This is a genomic window from Oribacterium sp. KHPX15, assembly GCF_900107835.1.
Taxonomy (GTDB): domain Bacteria; phylum Bacillota; class Clostridia; order Lachnospirales; family Lachnospiraceae; genus Oribacterium.
The window spans coordinates 24828-40438 of record NZ_FNRG01000004.1; the positions used below are offsets into that span (position 1 = coordinate 24828).

General features: G+C 38.8%; 13 protein-coding genes. All 13 read left to right on the plus strand.

The genetic code is table 11. The features are described from left to right. Positions 1–3: 3 nt before the first annotated feature. The 13 genes from BLV86_RS03950 (at position 4) to BLV86_RS18435 (ending at position 15446) form a co-directional block, all read left to right on the plus strand. Positions 4–1551, plus strand: a complete 1548-nt coding sequence (locus BLV86_RS03950; RefSeq protein ID WP_090815208.1) for a hypothetical protein — start codon at positions 4–6, stop codon at positions 1549–1551. 105 nt (positions 1552–1656) lie between these two features. Next, positions 1657–1848: a hypothetical protein gene (locus tag BLV86_RS18080; RefSeq protein ID WP_207647466.1), complete on the plus strand. Its 192-nt coding sequence runs from the start codon at positions 1657–1659 to the stop codon at positions 1846–1848. A 236-nt stretch (positions 1849–2084) separates the two neighbouring features. Continuing rightward, positions 2085–3545 carry a type I restriction-modification system subunit M gene (locus tag BLV86_RS03955; RefSeq protein ID WP_031550965.1) on the plus strand — a complete coding sequence of 487 codons (1461 nt, stop codon included), beginning with the start codon at positions 2085–2087 and terminating at the stop codon, positions 3543–3545. Between the two features lie 695 nt (positions 3546–4240). Beyond that, positions 4241–5278: a restriction endonuclease subunit S gene (locus BLV86_RS03960; protein WP_090815209.1), complete on the plus strand. Its 1038-nt coding sequence runs from the start codon at positions 4241–4243 to the stop codon at positions 5276–5278. Continuing rightward, on the plus strand, positions 5279–6316 hold the full coding sequence (locus BLV86_RS03965) for a virulence RhuM family protein (RefSeq protein ID WP_090815210.1): 1038 nt from the start codon (positions 5279–5281) through the stop codon (positions 6314–6316). Between the two features lie 175 nt (positions 6317–6491). Then, positions 6492–9866, plus strand: coding sequence for a DEAD/DEAH box helicase family protein (locus BLV86_RS03970; RefSeq protein WP_090815211.1), 3375 nt, complete (start codon positions 6492–6494; stop codon positions 9864–9866). 156 nt (positions 9867–10022) lie between these two features. Next, the gene (locus tag BLV86_RS03975; protein WP_090815212.1) at positions 10023–10394 is read left to right on the plus strand and encodes a toxin-antitoxin system HicB family antitoxin; all 372 of its coding nucleotides are present in this window, start codon (positions 10023–10025) and stop codon (positions 10392–10394) included. Between the two features lie 63 nt (positions 10395–10457). Beyond that, positions 10458–11114: a precorrin-2 C(20)-methyltransferase gene (gene cobI, locus BLV86_RS03980; protein WP_090815213.1), complete on the plus strand. Its 657-nt coding sequence runs from the start codon at positions 10458–10460 to the stop codon at positions 11112–11114. 387 nt (positions 11115–11501) lie between these two features. Continuing rightward, the gene (locus tag BLV86_RS03985) at positions 11502–11711 is read left to right on the plus strand and encodes a type II toxin-antitoxin system Y4mF family antitoxin (RefSeq protein ID WP_031550945.1); all 210 of its coding nucleotides are present in this window, start codon (positions 11502–11504) and stop codon (positions 11709–11711) included. A gap of 1 nt (position 11712) precedes the next feature. Continuing rightward, positions 11713–12030 (plus strand): HipA N-terminal domain-containing protein, encoded by a 318-nt coding sequence (locus tag BLV86_RS03990; protein WP_044916521.1) that lies wholly within the window; start codon positions 11713–11715, stop codon positions 12028–12030. A 2-nt stretch (positions 12031–12032) separates the two neighbouring features. Continuing rightward, complete coding sequence (locus BLV86_RS03995) at positions 12033–12980, plus strand: HipA domain-containing protein (protein WP_090815214.1); 948 nt, start codon at positions 12033–12035, stop codon at positions 12978–12980. A gap of 134 nt (positions 12981–13114) precedes the next feature. Continuing rightward, the gene (locus tag BLV86_RS04000) at positions 13115–14488 is read left to right on the plus strand and encodes an O-fucosyltransferase family protein (RefSeq protein ID WP_090815215.1); all 1374 of its coding nucleotides are present in this window, start codon (positions 13115–13117) and stop codon (positions 14486–14488) included. Between the two features lie 49 nt (positions 14489–14537). Beyond that, the gene (locus BLV86_RS18435; RefSeq protein WP_090815216.1) at positions 14538–15446 is read left to right on the plus strand and encodes a phosphatase PAP2 family protein; all 909 of its coding nucleotides are present in this window, start codon (positions 14538–14540) and stop codon (positions 15444–15446) included. Positions 15447–15611 lie beyond the last annotated feature (165 nt).

The following is a 15611-nucleotide window of genomic DNA, read 5'->3' on the forward strand; positions in this document are numbered from 1 at the left end:
ATCATGACTTTCGATACATTTGAATCAAGCGGCCTAGATACAGGAAAATTTGATTTAGGCGGTAAAATGTCAGCTCTCCATAGTGGTTTTGAGAGCAGTATTAGTTCCAAATATGATGCATTCATGGATATTCCTGATAGTATTGATAAGAATATTTCTAACTGGCTTGGAACTGATGTCCCAGATATGACAGCTGTAATGTCCTCGACTAAAGAAATGTATAATGGAACAACTCTTGATAAAGGAAAAAAATCATTAGGTTTAAAGGAAATAAGTGAATATAAAATAAACAAAGATTATGAGAACCAGAATATAAGACAACATGCTGGTTATGCAGCTGAGGTTATAAGTACAACAAAAGAAAATCTTATTGCCGAAAAAAATGATACGGGAGTAAAAACTTTTCGTACAGATGACCTACCGGATGAGTATAAAAAGTACGATCCGTATGAGTATAAAAAGAATGATCCATATGTTGACAAAATCCGAATTGACAGAAATGGGAGCATAGAGAGAATTCAGGTAAAATTCGTTGGAAAGGATGCCTCTGAATGCCTTTCCAAGCTTGCATCAAAAAAATACGACAAATATTTTAATGATGGTAAAGTCGATAAGATGGAGATTCCTAAAGATTATTATGATGATGTGAAAACTCTTATTCCGAAGAAGATTAGTAATCTCGAAGGACAGCTGCAACGTGTACGCGACAATGGCAACGTAGAGGCAGCTCAGAAATTAGAAAATCAGATTGAGCGTTATAAAAAGATCGATCAAATGGTTGAAAAGAGCACTGTTAGTTCTGATGAGGCAATTTACGCTGTTAAACATCCAGAAAGATATACAACTAAACTTTTCGTACAAGACACCTTTGTAGAAAGCCATAAGGCCGGAATGGATAGTGCGGCAATAGCAGTAACAATAACAGCTGCAGTGTCTACGGTTGATAATGTCGCGAAGGTTATGGATGGTGAAATCACGCCACAGGAAGCCTTTATTGATGTAGCAACGGATACAGGAGTTGCCGGAGGTATTTCCTATGGGACAGCGTTTGTAAGTACAACCGTTTCCCAGAGCATGTCAGCGTCCAGTCATCATCTTATTAAGTCTCTTGGAAAATCCGGGATACCTGCAGCTGTAATATCTTTTGGAGTTCAGTCTTATGATTCCGTTGTTGACTATGCTACAGGTCAAATATCTGGAAATGAACTTGCTTATGATTTGGGAGAAAATGCAGCTCAAGTTGGCGGTAGTATTGCCGGTGCAGCTATTGCCGGTGCAGCTGTTGGATCAGTAGTACCTGGTGCAGGAACAGTCGTTGGCTTTGGTGCTGGTATGGTAGGCGGAATGATTGGCTGTGCGGTTGCTTCAGAGGCGTATGTTTCGGCGGTTGAATTCGGCTCTAAGCATATTGATGAGCTTGCTGATAAAGCCAAGGAAATGGCCGATAATACAGTGAGCCTTGCAAAAGAGATCGTACCGGATAAAGTAGGCAACATAGTCACTTCACTTAATGACTTTGCAACGTCAAACCATCTGCCGTTTAGTTTTTGATTTGACGATATTAGAATCAGCAGATTTTTTAAATACAAAGGACACCAGGTACCGTGTACCCTTTCAGGGTTCTTCAAGAAATCAATACCAGTAGTTGGAGGTGGATTGACCTATGCGACATTTAAACCCTGTTGCTATAGACTTAAAGACACATTGAAGGACACAATGCTTAGCAATCCTGAAAAGCATCAGGAATCAGTAGAAGAGCAGAAGATTTTTGAAGATATTGTAAACGGCGTGGTTTTTGATGTGGAACCTGATGATATCAATAGTGTAGATGAAGATGTTAAGGACTGATGGAATCATTCAGAATGTTAATGTTTAAGTTATATCAAATAAGCAGCCATATCATTTCGAAATGGCTGCTTATTTATTCTTGATAAATTTCTAAATGACTTTTTGCATACAAATGGATTTGAATTTTGCAAAAAATGTAGACGTCAATGAATTAGGAAAATCTATTTTCAAAGTTGCCAGAATGGTATACTTAATTCATAAAGGATACCAATCCTTTTGAACAATTGGAGGACTACATGATTACAGGTGAAATCAAAAACAAAATTGATAAGATATGGGAAACATTCTGGACGGGTGGCATTACCAATCCGCTGGATGTAATTGAACAGTTTACATATCTTTTGTTTATAAAACAGCTCGACGATGTTGAAACAACTAAGGAAAACGAGGCAAACTTTCTTAATGTGCCATATGAGCCCATGTTTCCCGGAGATTGTGAGAAATACAGATGGAGTAAGTTCAAGAATCTCGGATCAGCAGAAGAAATGTATGATGTTGTTTTAAATGGTGTGTTCCCATTTATCAAGAACTTACATCAGGATGGTGATTCAGCATATTCAAAATATATGGGGGATGCTATTTTCAAAATCCCAACACCCGCAATGCTTACAAAAATCGTAGACGGAATCGATCAGTTAGAACTTGGCGATGAAGACACTAAGGGAGATCTTTATGAGTATCTTCTTTCTAAGGTTGCGACTGCCGGCACTAATGGCCAATTCAGAACCCCTAGACATATTATCGAGATGATGGTCAATCTTACAAAACCACAGCCGGACGATATCATTATAGATCCCGCCATGGGTTCAGCCGGATTTTTGATTGCTGCGCAAAAATATCTCAGAGAGAATCATGCTGACCTTTTCCTCGATGAGAAGAAGAGGAATCATTTTAATAATGATATGTTCTTTGGAAATGATATGGATAGAACCATGCTCCGTATCGGTGCCATGAATATGCTTCTTCACGGCGTAGAGAATCCCAATATTTCATACAGAGACAGTTTGTCAGAGCAAAACACAGATATAGAAAAGTATTCACTTGTTTTGGCCAACCCGCCTTTTAAGGGAAGCCTTGATTATGAAGCTGTTTCTGCCGATCTTCTTAAAGTTACAAAAACCAAAAAGACAGAGCTCCTTTTCCTAGCACTATTTCTTCGTGTGTTGAAGAAGGGCGGACGTGCAGCCGTAATTGTTCCAGATGGGGTACTTTTTGGTTCAAGTAATGCTCACAAGCAGATAAGAAAAGAACTCATCAACAACAATAAGCTTGATGCGGTAATATCTATGCCAAGTGGAGTATTCAAACCATATGCCGGAGTATCAACAGCTATTCTTATTTTTACCAAAACAGGTAGCGGTGGAACTGATAATGTCTGGTTCTATGATATGAAAGCTGACGGATTTAGTCTCGATGATAAGCGTCAGGAAATTTCAGAAAATGATATTCGTGACATTATTTCAAGATTCAACAATCTTGAAGCAGAAAAAGACAGAGCAAGAACAGATCAGAGCTTCTTTGTGCCAGTGGAAGAGATTGAAAAAAATGATTACGACCTTTCAATCAACAAATACAAGGAAGTGGTTTATGAGAAGGTAGAGTACGAACCTACTGAAGTCATTCTAGAAAAGATTGAAAGCATCGAGACAGAAATTCAGACAGAACTGGTTGAATTAAAGAAATTATTGTCGAAATAATTGTAGAAAAGTTCGATGACAAATTGAGAATTTTAGAGTTGACGAAAAATAAAGTATTATGGGAGACGGCGAAAGATTGAGGACACCATGAGAAAATTCGGAAATTCCGAATTTTCTACAAAACCAACGAATTTGTCGAGGTAACGAGGAGTGCCGAGACAAGACGTCAGACACGCGGGGGAGCTTGCTCACCAAAGCGTGTCTGACGGATTGGATCGATAGTCCGACAGGACGCATGAGCATGCAGCGAAGCGGAATGCGAATGAAGCACTCCGGAAAATATGATAAAACAACTGAATATTTGTTTGACGATAACGAGTGGTGATGGTAAGATAGTTATTGAAAAGAAGTGCTACCGGTAGACGGTTAGCCCAAGATGTTTAGTTTAGTTAAAGTAACCGCTCTAAGTTTCCAAGGCTCGGGCGGTTATTTTTGTGTCTTGGAATCATGCTTACCACGATTATAGCCAAGACTATAGAAAGTTGCACAAAGTGCAATAACTGCAATCAAGTCATTAATTGTGAGCATATTCAAGTTCCTCCATTATGAGATTTCTCGAAAGAGATTTCTATGTAAACAGAGGTCACAGTCCCCTGGAAAAGGACTAACCGCCTACCGTTGTACTGGTAGCACTTAAATATTATATCAAACAGACGTTCTTAAATTAATTGAAAAGAAAGATTTGTAGGGACAATATGAGAGTAAAACTGGAAGAAGTATGCAAGAGAATATATGCCGGCGGGGATGTCCCTAAGGATAGGTATTCAGAAGTAATTACTGATGAGTATAGCATTCCCATATATGCTAATGCTGAAAAAGACGAAGGTTTATATGGATATACAGATGAGGCTAGAGAAAAGGAACTAAGTATTACTGTTGCAGCAAGAGGAACTATAGGATATACAGCAATTAGAAGAACACCATTTTTACCTGTTGTGCGACTCATAACTGTTGTACCTGATTTAAGTAAAGTATCAGAAAGATATCTTTTTTATGCATTAAAAAATTGTAAGCCACAATCAAGCGGAACATCTATACCTCAGTTGACGGTTCCAGATATAAAGAAGAATAGAATTAATCTGTTGGATATTAATGAACAAGAGCTGATAGCTGATAGGTTAGATAAACTAAATGAGATAATAAAATTAAGAAAAGAAGAACTTTTTAAACTAGATGAGCTCATCCAAGCCCGATTTGTCGAGCTCTTTGGGGATCCAATTAAGAACCCTCAAAACAGAAAAACGACGGAATTTGTAAATGTTGTTAAGATGCAGAGGGGGTTTGATCTACCGGTCCAAGATAGACAACAGGATGGTGAGATTCCAGTCTATGGCTCCAACGGCGTGTTAGACCATCATGATATTGCGAAAATTCAAGGTGGAGGCGTTATTACAGGGCGTTCCGGTACAATAGGGAAAGTGTTTTATACAGAAGGTGACTATTGGCCTCTTAATACTACATTGTTTTCTGTAGATACTCACGGAAATAACGTTGTATATCTGGCCTATTTATTAGAACTGTTCGATTTAACAAGATTTGTGGAAGGCACGGGAGTTCCGACACTTAATAGAAATATGTTTCATAACAAATCGATTATAGATGTGGATTTAGCAGAACAGAAAGTATTTGCGGAATTTGTTAAACAAGTCGACAAATCAAAAGTTGCAGTGCAAAAATCATTAGATGAAACGCAGAAGTTATTTGACAGTTTGATGCAGGAGTATTTTGGATAAATGGCAAAAAAGAAGGAACTACAGGTATCATCATCTGCCGCAGAATATCTTACATATATAGCGTCAACAGGCGATTCGCCAGAGAGTTTTGAAATGCGCTATGAGGATGAAAATATTTGGCTAACGCAAAAGATGATGGCCTCATTATATGATGTAAAAGTAAATACAATTAATGACCATATAGAAACGATATATAAAGATGGTGAGCTTTCTGCGGATTCAACTATTCGGAATTTCCGAATAGTTCAAAGAGAGGGAAATAGGGATGTTTCGAGGAACATTCTCCATTATAATCTTCAAATGATTATTGCTGTTGGATTTAAAATAGACAACGAGAGGGCAGTACGCTTTAGAAAGTGGGCTGGCCAAATAGTCAAGGATTATACCATTCAAGGATGGGTCATGGATCCGGAGCGCTTAAAGAAAGGCCATAAGTTCACAGAAGATTTTTTTGAGAGACAACTGCAGCAAATTCGTGAGATTCGGCTATCTGAAAGAAGGTTCTACCAGAAAGTTACTGATATCTATGCAACTGCTTTTGATTATGATAAAAATGCTAAAACTACTCAGTTGTTCTTTAAGACAGTTCAGAACAAAATGCACTATGCTGTGCATAGACATACTGCCGCGGAATTGATTGTTGAACGAGCTGATGCTGAAAAAGAGAACATGGGACTTACTACATGGGAAAATGCTCCAGATGGAAAAATTCTAAAAGCGGATGTGACAATTGCTAAAAACTATTTATCTGAAGAAGAGATGAATTATCTGGAACGAATTGTCACATTATACTTGGATTATGCAGAACTTCAGGCTCAAAGACATATTCCGATGAGTATGGAGGATTGGGCTAAAAGGCTAGATGGTTTCCTTGAATTTAATGGCAATGAGATACTAACTGGGCCAGGAAAAATCAGTGCAGAAGAAGCCAAGCTTCATGCTGAAACAGAATATGAAAAATATAGAATTGTGCAAGACCGTTTGTTCCAAAGCGATTTTGACAAATTTTTGGAATTGGAAAATCAACTTATAGATTAAATCAATGGTTGAAGGATGCTGGTACAGAAAACGAAACTGATACGAAACTATATATTTCTTATCATTATGAACAACAACAGGAGGAATCCGAGTCTGTACATGAGGTACATGAAACACTTGCAAGATTGATTCATTAGAAAACCGAGTAGTAGTTGGATTTGAACGAGGTACTGGTATGAAATCTAATTTTGACTTTTTGAAAGGAAAAGAAGACTACGACTATTTTGCACAGGAAGCAATAGAAGCTGAAAGAGCAATGGTGGTATCACCATCAGCTTCTGCCGCTCTGTCAAGAAAGGCCATGGAACTGGCAATAAAATATGTCTATGAGCATGATGCAGACGTTTATATGCCCTATGAGACAACTTTGTCTGCTCTTATGTATGAGCCTTCATTCAAAAACATCTTAAGCCCGGGACTTTTAGATTTATTAACATATATCAGAAAACTTGGAAATCTTGTTTTACATGAAAACAAACGTATCACCAGAGACCAGGCAGTTCTGGCGCTTAAAGACCTTTTTGAATTTCTGGATTGGCTGGATTATTCCTATTCAACCGAGTACGAACCTCATTCTTTTGACGAATCATTGCTGTTGGATTCAAATGCCGAAGTAGTCAGTGCATCTGAGTTAAAAGCATTACAGAATAAGATTTCATCGAAATCAGATGAAATTGCTGCAAAGGATGAAGAGTTAGAAAAAGCCATTGCCGAAAACGATGAATTAAGAAAGCAGATGGCAAAGGTCCGTGAGCAGAACACCGGATCCAGAATATTCAGAATAGATACTTTAACAGAGGCTGAGACTAGAAAGAGTCTTATAGATATTGAGCTTCAAGAGGCCGGTTGGGTAATAGATGGTAACTGTACACTTGAAGTTCCCATAACCGGGATGCCTACAACTACGGGTACCGGTTTTGTGGATTACGTTCTGTGGGGAAAGGATAACCTTCCTCTTGGAGTGGTTGAAGCAAAGAAGGCTACCGTTGATTCTATCGTTGGAAGCCAGCAGGCAAAACTTTATGCGGATTGTTTACAGAATCAGTATGGCCAGAGGCCGTTGATCTTTACTTCCAATGGATATGAAATATTCTATACCAATGACTATATGGGATATCCGCGAAGAGAAGTAGCGGGGTTCCTTACCCAGGAAGAATTACAACTTGAGGTGGACAGGAGAAAGCAGCGAAAACCATTAGTTAATATTGAAATCAGTGACAATATAACAAACCGCCCTTATCAAAAAGAGGCGGTTACCGCTGTATGTGATGCTATAGCACATAAGCATAGAAAGATGCTCATTGTTCAGGCAACAGGTTCCGGTAAAACAAGAGTTAGTATAAGCATAGTTGATGTTTTGAGAAGACATAATTATGTGAAAAATGTTTTATTCTTAGCAGACAGAACAGCTCTTGTTAAACAGGCCAAGAATAACTATACAAACCTGTTACCTGATCTATCATGCTGCAATCTGTTGGAAAACAAGGATGATCCGGAAAGCTGCCGTATGATTTTCTCTACGTATCCGACCATGATGAATGCCATAGATGAGAAAAAGAATAAAGAAGGCTCCAGATTATTTACTCCGGGACATTTTGACCTGATCATCTGCGATGAGGTACATCGTTCGATATACAAGAAATATCAGGCAATTTTTGATTATTTTGATGCCATGCTCCTGGGCATGACCGCAACACCGAAGAACGAAATCGATAGGAATACTTATGGTGTCTTTGACCTGGAGCGGGGTGTGCCAACATTCGCATATGAACTTGATAAAGCGGTAGAAGAAGGATACCTTGTTAACTATTCAACTCTTGAATACAAGACCAAGATCATGGAGGATGGTATTCATTATGATGAGCTGTCTGAGGAAGAAAAAGAAGTGTTTGATAATCTTTTCGAAGCAGATGAAACAATAGATGAAGACATATCCAGTGATGCTGTTAACAGCTGGCTTTTTAATTCTGATACAATTGATAAAGTTCTAAAGGAGCTGATGGAAAAGGGCCTTAAAATCGAAGGCGGAGATAAGCTTGGAAAAACAATTATTTTTGCCAAGAACAGCCTTCATGCAAAAGCTATAGTTGAGCGTTTCAATAAACTTTTTCCTGAGCTTGGCGGCGATTTCATAAAACAGATTGATTATAGCATTAAGTATTGTGACACACTCATCGATGATTTCAGTACTAAAGAAAAAATGCCTCAGATAGCGGTTTCTGTTGATATGCTTGATACCGGTATCGACATTCCGGAAATATTGAATCTTGTATTTTTTAAAAAAGTTAAAAGCTATTCAAAGTTCTGGCAGATGATAGGACGAGGGACAAGACTTTGTCCGGATCTTCTCGGGGAAGGTCAAAACAAAACGCATTTCCTTATCTTCGATTTCTGCAATAACTTTGAATTCTTCCGCGTTAACAAAAATGGCACTGAAGGAGGGTTACTTGTATCTCTTTCAGAGAAAATCTATAACACAAAAACATTAATCTGCAGAGAGCTTCAGTCATCCTGTTTTACAGATAATCAGGATTATATAGACTACAGAGTGAAACTGGTTAACGGATTACACGAAGCAGTAGTTGAACTTAATACAGACAGCTTTCTCGTTAAGATGAATATGCGCTATGTACAGACATATAGAGATCTTAATAACTGGAATGATCTTGAAACAGCTGAAATATCTGAGATAAAAGACCATATCGCACCTATCATACAGCCTGATCAAAGTGATGAACTTGCGAGAAGATTTGACCATCTGATGTATAGCATACAGCTTGGCATATTACAGAGCAAAAATGTTCAAAAGCCAATAAATATTGTTGTTGCCACAGCAGAACTTTTATCAGAAAAAATGTCCATTCCTCAAGTTGCGGCTCAGCGGCCTATCGTAGAAAAGGTACAGACACAGGATTTCTGGGATGAAGCGAGCATACTGGATATAGAAGAGGTTCGTGCAGCGCTTAGGAATCTGCTTCAGTATCTGGATAAGAAAAAGAAAGTAATTTACTACACTGACTTTGAAGATGAAATCGTTGATATGGCAGAAGGTACTCCGCTTCATGTTGGTGATCAGCTGGAGAACTATCGTAAAAAGGTGGAATACTACCTAAAGTCAAAAGAAAACACAATGTCTGTATATAAACTCAGACATAACAAACCACTTACAGAAATGGATATGAAAGAGCTTGAACGTATTCTTTGGACTGAATTAGGTTCTAAAGATGATTACATCAAGGAGTACGGAGATACTCCTGTCGGAAGACTTGTTCGTAAAATTGTCGGCATGGAGAGAGCTGATGTTAATGAAGCCTTTAGTAAATTCCTGTCTGATGAAAAGCTCAATTTAAATCAGATAAGATTTGTAAATCTGATTGTAGATTATATTGTTGCTAACGGAAATATCGAAGACAACAGGGTTCTCATGAATGAACCATTTAAGTCTGTAGGAAGTATGCCTGTATTGTTTAAAGACAATATGAGCACAGCAAGAGATATTTTGAACATTGTCGAAAAGATAAAGGCAAATTCTGAGCAGATTGCATTATAAGGAATGGACTTGGGGATTGGCACCCAGCGGGTCAATCCCCAACGTAGTATAACGGATTCGTATGTGTATACCTATAGGTACCTGGCACTGTAAAACCGTGAAAAGAGTTGTAATGAGAGCGACACTTAACCAGGAAGAAACTCCGGAGGAATGAAGATGAAAACAAATATAAAAAAGCCAAAGAAAACAATTGAAGATTATATGAAACTGCCATACAGAATGGTAATTGTTCCGGACGAAGAAGAAGGAGGATATACTTTATATTTTCCTGATCTACCTGGTTGTGTTACATGCGTAGAGTCTTTGGATGAGGCTAAGACCATGTCTGAAAATGCGAAGAGAGAATGGTTGATGGCAGCAATCGAGGATGGTGTTGATATCAAGGAACCCCAGGAAGAATATTCGGGACAGCTGCGCCTTCGTATGCCGAAGAGTCTGCATCGACAACTCTCCCGCAGAGCATCTGAGGAAGGTGTCAGCCTGAATCAGTACGTTGTATACGAATTAGGACGAGCTGTGACTAAGTAAGAGTTTTGGTTCAGGAATGATTGGTGCTGAATATGTCAGTGATAAAGATTTTTTAGGAGTACTATGTCTGGAAAACTATACGCTGTTGGAGTAGGACCCGGGGATCCGGACCTGCTAACATTAAAAGCGCTAAAAATAATAAAAAATGCCGATTGTATAGCATGTCCGAAAAGTCATGGTGAACCTGGAGTTGCATATGGTATTGCGAAAGACGCTGTTCCGGAGATCACTTCAAAAGAACTGTTACTTTTGAAATTCCCCATGCGAAAACATGATCTCTCTGATGCACATAAAAAAGCCGCTGAACAGATCATACACTACCTTTCATTGGGGAAGAAAGTAGCTTTTCTTACATTGGGCGATCCGGGGATATATTCTACGTTTTTTTATATTGCAGCTATGATAAAGAAACAAGGATATGAAATCGAGGTAATCAGCGGAATTACTTCCTTTAGCGCTGCCTCCGCAAAGTTGAAACTTCCACTTTCCTTAGGCGACGAATCCCTGATGATAACATCAGGTAAATACTGTGAATCTGAAGGCACACTCGTGATAATGAAAGCCGGAAAAAAGTTAAAGGAAATAAAGGAAAAAGCATTTGCCCGGAACAAGCATATCTATCTGGTTGAAAACATTGGAATGCCTGATGAAAAGGTTTATTTTGACTCGCAGTCCTTTCCGGATGAAGCAGGTTATTTTTCTTTGGTAATCGTAAAGTGAACTTATTATGTATCAAGACAAAGTAATGATAAATAACAATTAAAAGGTAAACCGCAAGTTTACCTTTTTTAATTACGAAAGTGTATCATTAAGACATCATACATGAAATGCCTCTCTGAGAGCGGCATAATTAAGGAGGAACACATGAAGAAAAATCTTAAGAACCATAGGTGCCTGTCACTGTGAACAAAGACCATGACTGGCACTTATGGGCGGCTCCGTGGCAGCGGATTCGACACAAACAGGCACCTATCATTGAAATTTAAGAAGATGATAATTATACCCGAAAAGGTACGTTTCGAACCATATTCATATATATACACCCTAAAGGGTATAAATCTCGATTATTCATTGCAATTTATACCCTTTAGGGTGTATATTTGTTTTATGAATACTATATCTGAATTTATCAAACGTGAAAGAAAAAAAGCAGGACTTACACAGGAAGAATTTGCTCTGAGAGCAGGGTTAGGGCTTAGATTTGTCAGAGAATTAGAGCAGGGAAAGGAGACTGTTCGTATGGACAAAGTTAATCAGGCACTCAGGATGTTTGGAATGGAAGCAGTTCCGGGACCGCTGACCAGAGGAGATTTATAACATGGGAAGAGCTGGAAAAGTGTTTGTACAGAATAAACGTGCAGGAACGATAAAAGAAACAGATGATGGTTATGAATTTTCATATGACAAGGATTATCTGACAATGGAGAATCCATTACCGGTGAGCCTGACATTACCCTTGACACAGGAAATATACAGATCAAAAACACTGTTTTCTTTTTTTGACGGTTTGATTCCCGAAGGATGGTTGCTTCAGGTTGTAGAACGGAATTGGAAGATAGATGGAAAAGACAGATTTGGTCTTTTGCTTGTAACATGTAGCGACTGTATAGGAGATGTTCGATTAGAGGCATTGTAAGTATGAGATGTTTATGCTGCAATAAAGAAATTGTAAATCCAAGTGAATATGAGAATACTGTTACCTGGCATCAGAAGTGCATAAAGTCATTCTTCGGAACCAAAATACTTCCTGAACTTGACTGTACTGAAAAAGAACTTGAGCAGCTTGTAAATTCGACGGTTAACAAAGGGCTCACGGTTCCCGGTGTTCAAAAGAAACTGTCTTTGCATCTGCATAGCGAGGGAAGGAATGCAAGATTAACGATTGTGGACTATCCAACGGGCTATATATTGAAGCCTCAGTCAGATGATTTCGGGAATTTACCGGAAGCGGAATTCATAACCATGAAAATGGCTTCAAAGGCTAAGATAAAGACTGTTTCGAATGCATTGATTTACATTAATGGCAAATATTCATATATAACGAAAAGAATAGACCGTTTAGATAAGCAGTTATTTGCCATGGAAGACTTTTGCCAGTTATCCGGAAGGCTGACAGAAGATAAATATAAAGGATCCTATGAGAACTGCGGAAAAATCATAAACAGGTATTCTCAAAACATTGGAATAGACAAATCAGATTTTTTCTATAGGCTTTTGTTTTGCTTTTTAACAGGAAACTCGGATATGCATTTAAAGAACTTTTCACTTATTGAAGATAAAGCCGGAAGCAGAATCTTTGGCCTTTCTGCAGCATATGATCTGTTGCCTGTTAATGTAATATTGCCGACAGATAAAGAACAGGTTGCATTGACACTTAACGGAAAGAAGAGGAATTTGAGAAGGAAGGATTTTCTTGCACTGGCTGACAACCTGGGAATCACTGAGAAAACATCTGTGGGATTGATAAAACAGTTGTTAAAGCTTAAAGGTACTTTTATTGAAATGGTTAATTGTTCATATATACCTGAAGATATGAAAGTAAGTTTTACTGAACTTATAGAAAAAAGAGCAGAGGTTTTAAGTTGAAAAGGAAGTGCAAAGCCATAGGTGCCTGACACTGTGAACAATGATAAATTAATCATATTAGACACTTTCGTCGATATAAGTCCTAACGTTATACAGTATCTCATAGAGATACATTAGTAGGAAGGAAGGATAAGATGTACAAAGTATTGGCATTTGACAACGATAAAGCCGGAGACAAACTCAGCCATGGTGATGATGTATTTCATGAAGCACTGAGAAAGCAGCTGGAATACTGCCATGTTTACAAGGATGATCAGCCGTTATACGATCTCCAAAAAATCGACAATAATTACACAATAAAGACCAGCAAAGGTGCTCAGGACAATGGTTTCTCCGAGCTGTTTTTTAACTTCAACAATTACGACGAAAATGATGACCGAACCCTGAATCTGTCACTTATAAAACGCTTCGGTGCACTTGAAATTGAGGAATTAACTGAGTACTCGATTGTGATCGCAAAGCTCGCTGCGTTAAAGCTTGATATGCAGGTTTACGTAACTGATTCCAGAATCAGGTTTTTCATGTCTGATCTTAATAACGTGCACATAGTAGAAGAGCTTCCCGGCCGCGAGGACTCTACGATCATCACAAAGGATTTTTTGATCGGTATATACAAGGGAGATGTGAAAAAAAATCACTCCATTCCGCTTTTCAGCGAGATATTTTTTGTGCAGGGACTTGCAGATGGCAAAGACCTGTCAGAAATAAAGTATTGCCAAATAGAGTTCGATAAAATCATCGGCATCGGAGCAATACTGGATACCTATAACAAAATCGAGGCACTGCTTGCCGGATTCGGCATTGAATGCTTTCTGAAAGAGCATTGTTCAAGATACAGTGATGAGATGCTGAACAGATATTTCGTTCTTAAGAAGAGGCCGGCAGATGCAAATGAGGACAACACCTGTATTTGTGCCGACTTTATCAAACTGTATGTCATACCGACCTTCCAAATGATGCAGATTCCGCTAAAGGAAACTGTCATCGATGATGAATTCAATAGTCAGATGGATGAATATTATGAGGCGGTGTTTGGTGATGACAAGGTACTGGGCGTTCTGATCAGAGGTACGGATTACAAGCTTACTGAGGTTGGTCCAAGCCATAAACAGGCCTCTACAGAGATATTGATTCCTAAGATAAAAGAATTCATGGAAGAGTATCATTTTGACAAAATCTTTCTCGCAACCGAGGATAATGATGCTCTGGATGCCATGTTTGCAGAATTTGGCAAAGATAAAGTCCGTGTGATAGCACAGGAGAGATTTTCCGTATCGGATTTCAAAAATATCCATCTGATCAAAGACCTTGAAAAAGAAAAGCGGACGGGAGAGGATTATGAAGCGGCGCTTGAGGATATTACTGTCAATTATTTCTATGCACTAAGATTTCTTGCAAAATGCAATAGCTTCATAGCTAGCGGAACCTGCAGCGGTACAAAAATGGTCTTAGGTTTCAATGCAGGCAAATTTGAACATCAGTATATATTTAATCCTCTAACCGAATGATTGGTGCCTGCCGCTGTGAACAGATTACTGTACAGAAGGGTGAAAAAATATGGAATGGGAAGTAAGGCTTATTGAATGGATGCAGGAAAATTCCGGAGAGTTTAGTCAGGTTTTGGGAAAGATCTGTGCTTTTATAGGCGGAGAAAAGGGCTTGCTTTTAATGCTCCTTATCGTGATGTTCTGTTGGAAGAAAGAAGTGGGCAAACGCATTGCTCTGATTCTTGCATCCGTAAATTCGTATCTTCCGATGATTAAGAGCGTTGTGATGAGACCACGGCCTTATATGGAGTATCCCGACAGGGTTGAAGCACGGGTACTGGTGGAATCAGGTGCGGCAGCGCAGGATGTTTCTGCACAGGGATATTCATTCCCCAGTATGCATAGTGCGTCAGTTACAGCCGCCTATATTACTCTGGCATCCAAAGTGAAAAAGAGACTTGTTTGGATTCTTTCGATCTGCCTTTCATTTTTGGTAGGTGTATCCAGACCGGCAGTGGGTGCACATTATCCGACAGATGTCCTTGCCGGATGGATATTTGGATTTGTAATTATAGGGATCTTTTCGCTTCTGGACCGGTTTGTTGAAAAAGCATGGATCCGTCATATTATCCTATTGGCTTTTGCATTGCCCGGAGTGTTTTTTGTTCGGACACAGGACTATTTTACATCCCTGGGAGTACTGATCGGTGTTATCGCAGCAATTCCTTTTGAAGAGAAGTATGTTGGGTTTAAAGATACTAGTAATGTTTTTGCAAAGGTACTTCGCGTGATTTGTGCGTTTCTGATCTTCTTTGTGATGAATAAACTGTTGAAAATGCCTTTTTCGGGTGAGTTTCTTTCCGGTAACAGCTTAGCTGCCCTTCTGATCAGAACCGCACGGTATGCGATAACAATATTTGTGATCATTGGTGTTTATCCTATGGTTTTCCCTGTCTTTGATAAGATAAAGACATCGTAAATCCCATAAGTGAAGCCAGCACGATCGCTTCAACCGGAATCCCCATCTGTGCAAAGTAAACGGTAAACCGCCAAGCTCCCACTTGACATGATCCTCACTTATTAAGTAACATTTTATTCAGAAAAGAACACATTATGTTTCTGCAAAGGATGGAGCGGGCTTCAT

Excerpts from the sequence above, each read along its gene's own strand:
- BLV86_RS03985 (WP_031550945.1), top strand. The coding sequence starts at position 11,502 with ATGAATACTATATCTGAATTTATCAAACGTGAAAGAAAAAAAGCAGGA.
- BLV86_RS18435 (WP_090815216.1), top strand. The coding sequence starts at position 14,538 with ATGGAATGGGAAGTAAGGCTTATTGAATGGATGCAGGAAAATTCCGGA.
- BLV86_RS04000 (WP_090815215.1), top strand. The coding sequence starts at position 13,115 with ATGTACAAAGTATTGGCATTTGACAACGATAAAGCCGGAGACAAACTC.
- BLV86_RS03990 (WP_044916521.1), top strand. The coding sequence starts at position 11,713 with ATGGGAAGAGCTGGAAAAGTGTTTGTACAGAATAAACGTGCAGGAACG.
- BLV86_RS03960 (WP_090815209.1), top strand. The coding sequence starts at position 4,241 with ATGAGAGTAAAACTGGAAGAAGTATGCAAGAGAATATATGCCGGCGGG.
- cobI (WP_090815213.1), top strand. The coding sequence starts at position 10,458 with ATGTCTGGAAAACTATACGCTGTTGGAGTAGGACCCGGGGATCCGGAC.
- BLV86_RS03970 (WP_090815211.1), top strand. The coding sequence starts at position 6,492 with ATGAAATCTAATTTTGACTTTTTGAAAGGAAAAGAAGACTACGACTAT.
- BLV86_RS03955 (WP_031550965.1), top strand. The coding sequence starts at position 2,085 with ATGATTACAGGTGAAATCAAAAACAAAATTGATAAGATATGGGAAACA.
- BLV86_RS03950 (WP_090815208.1), top strand. The coding sequence starts at position 4 with ATGACTTTCGATACATTTGAATCAAGCGGCCTAGATACAGGAAAATTT.
- BLV86_RS03975 (WP_090815212.1), top strand. The coding sequence starts at position 10,023 with ATGAAAACAAATATAAAAAAGCCAAAGAAAACAATTGAAGATTATATG.
- BLV86_RS03995 (WP_090815214.1), top strand. The coding sequence starts at position 12,033 with ATGAGATGTTTATGCTGCAATAAAGAAATTGTAAATCCAAGTGAATAT.
- BLV86_RS03965 (WP_090815210.1), top strand. The coding sequence starts at position 5,279 with ATGGCAAAAAAGAAGGAACTACAGGTATCATCATCTGCCGCAGAATAT.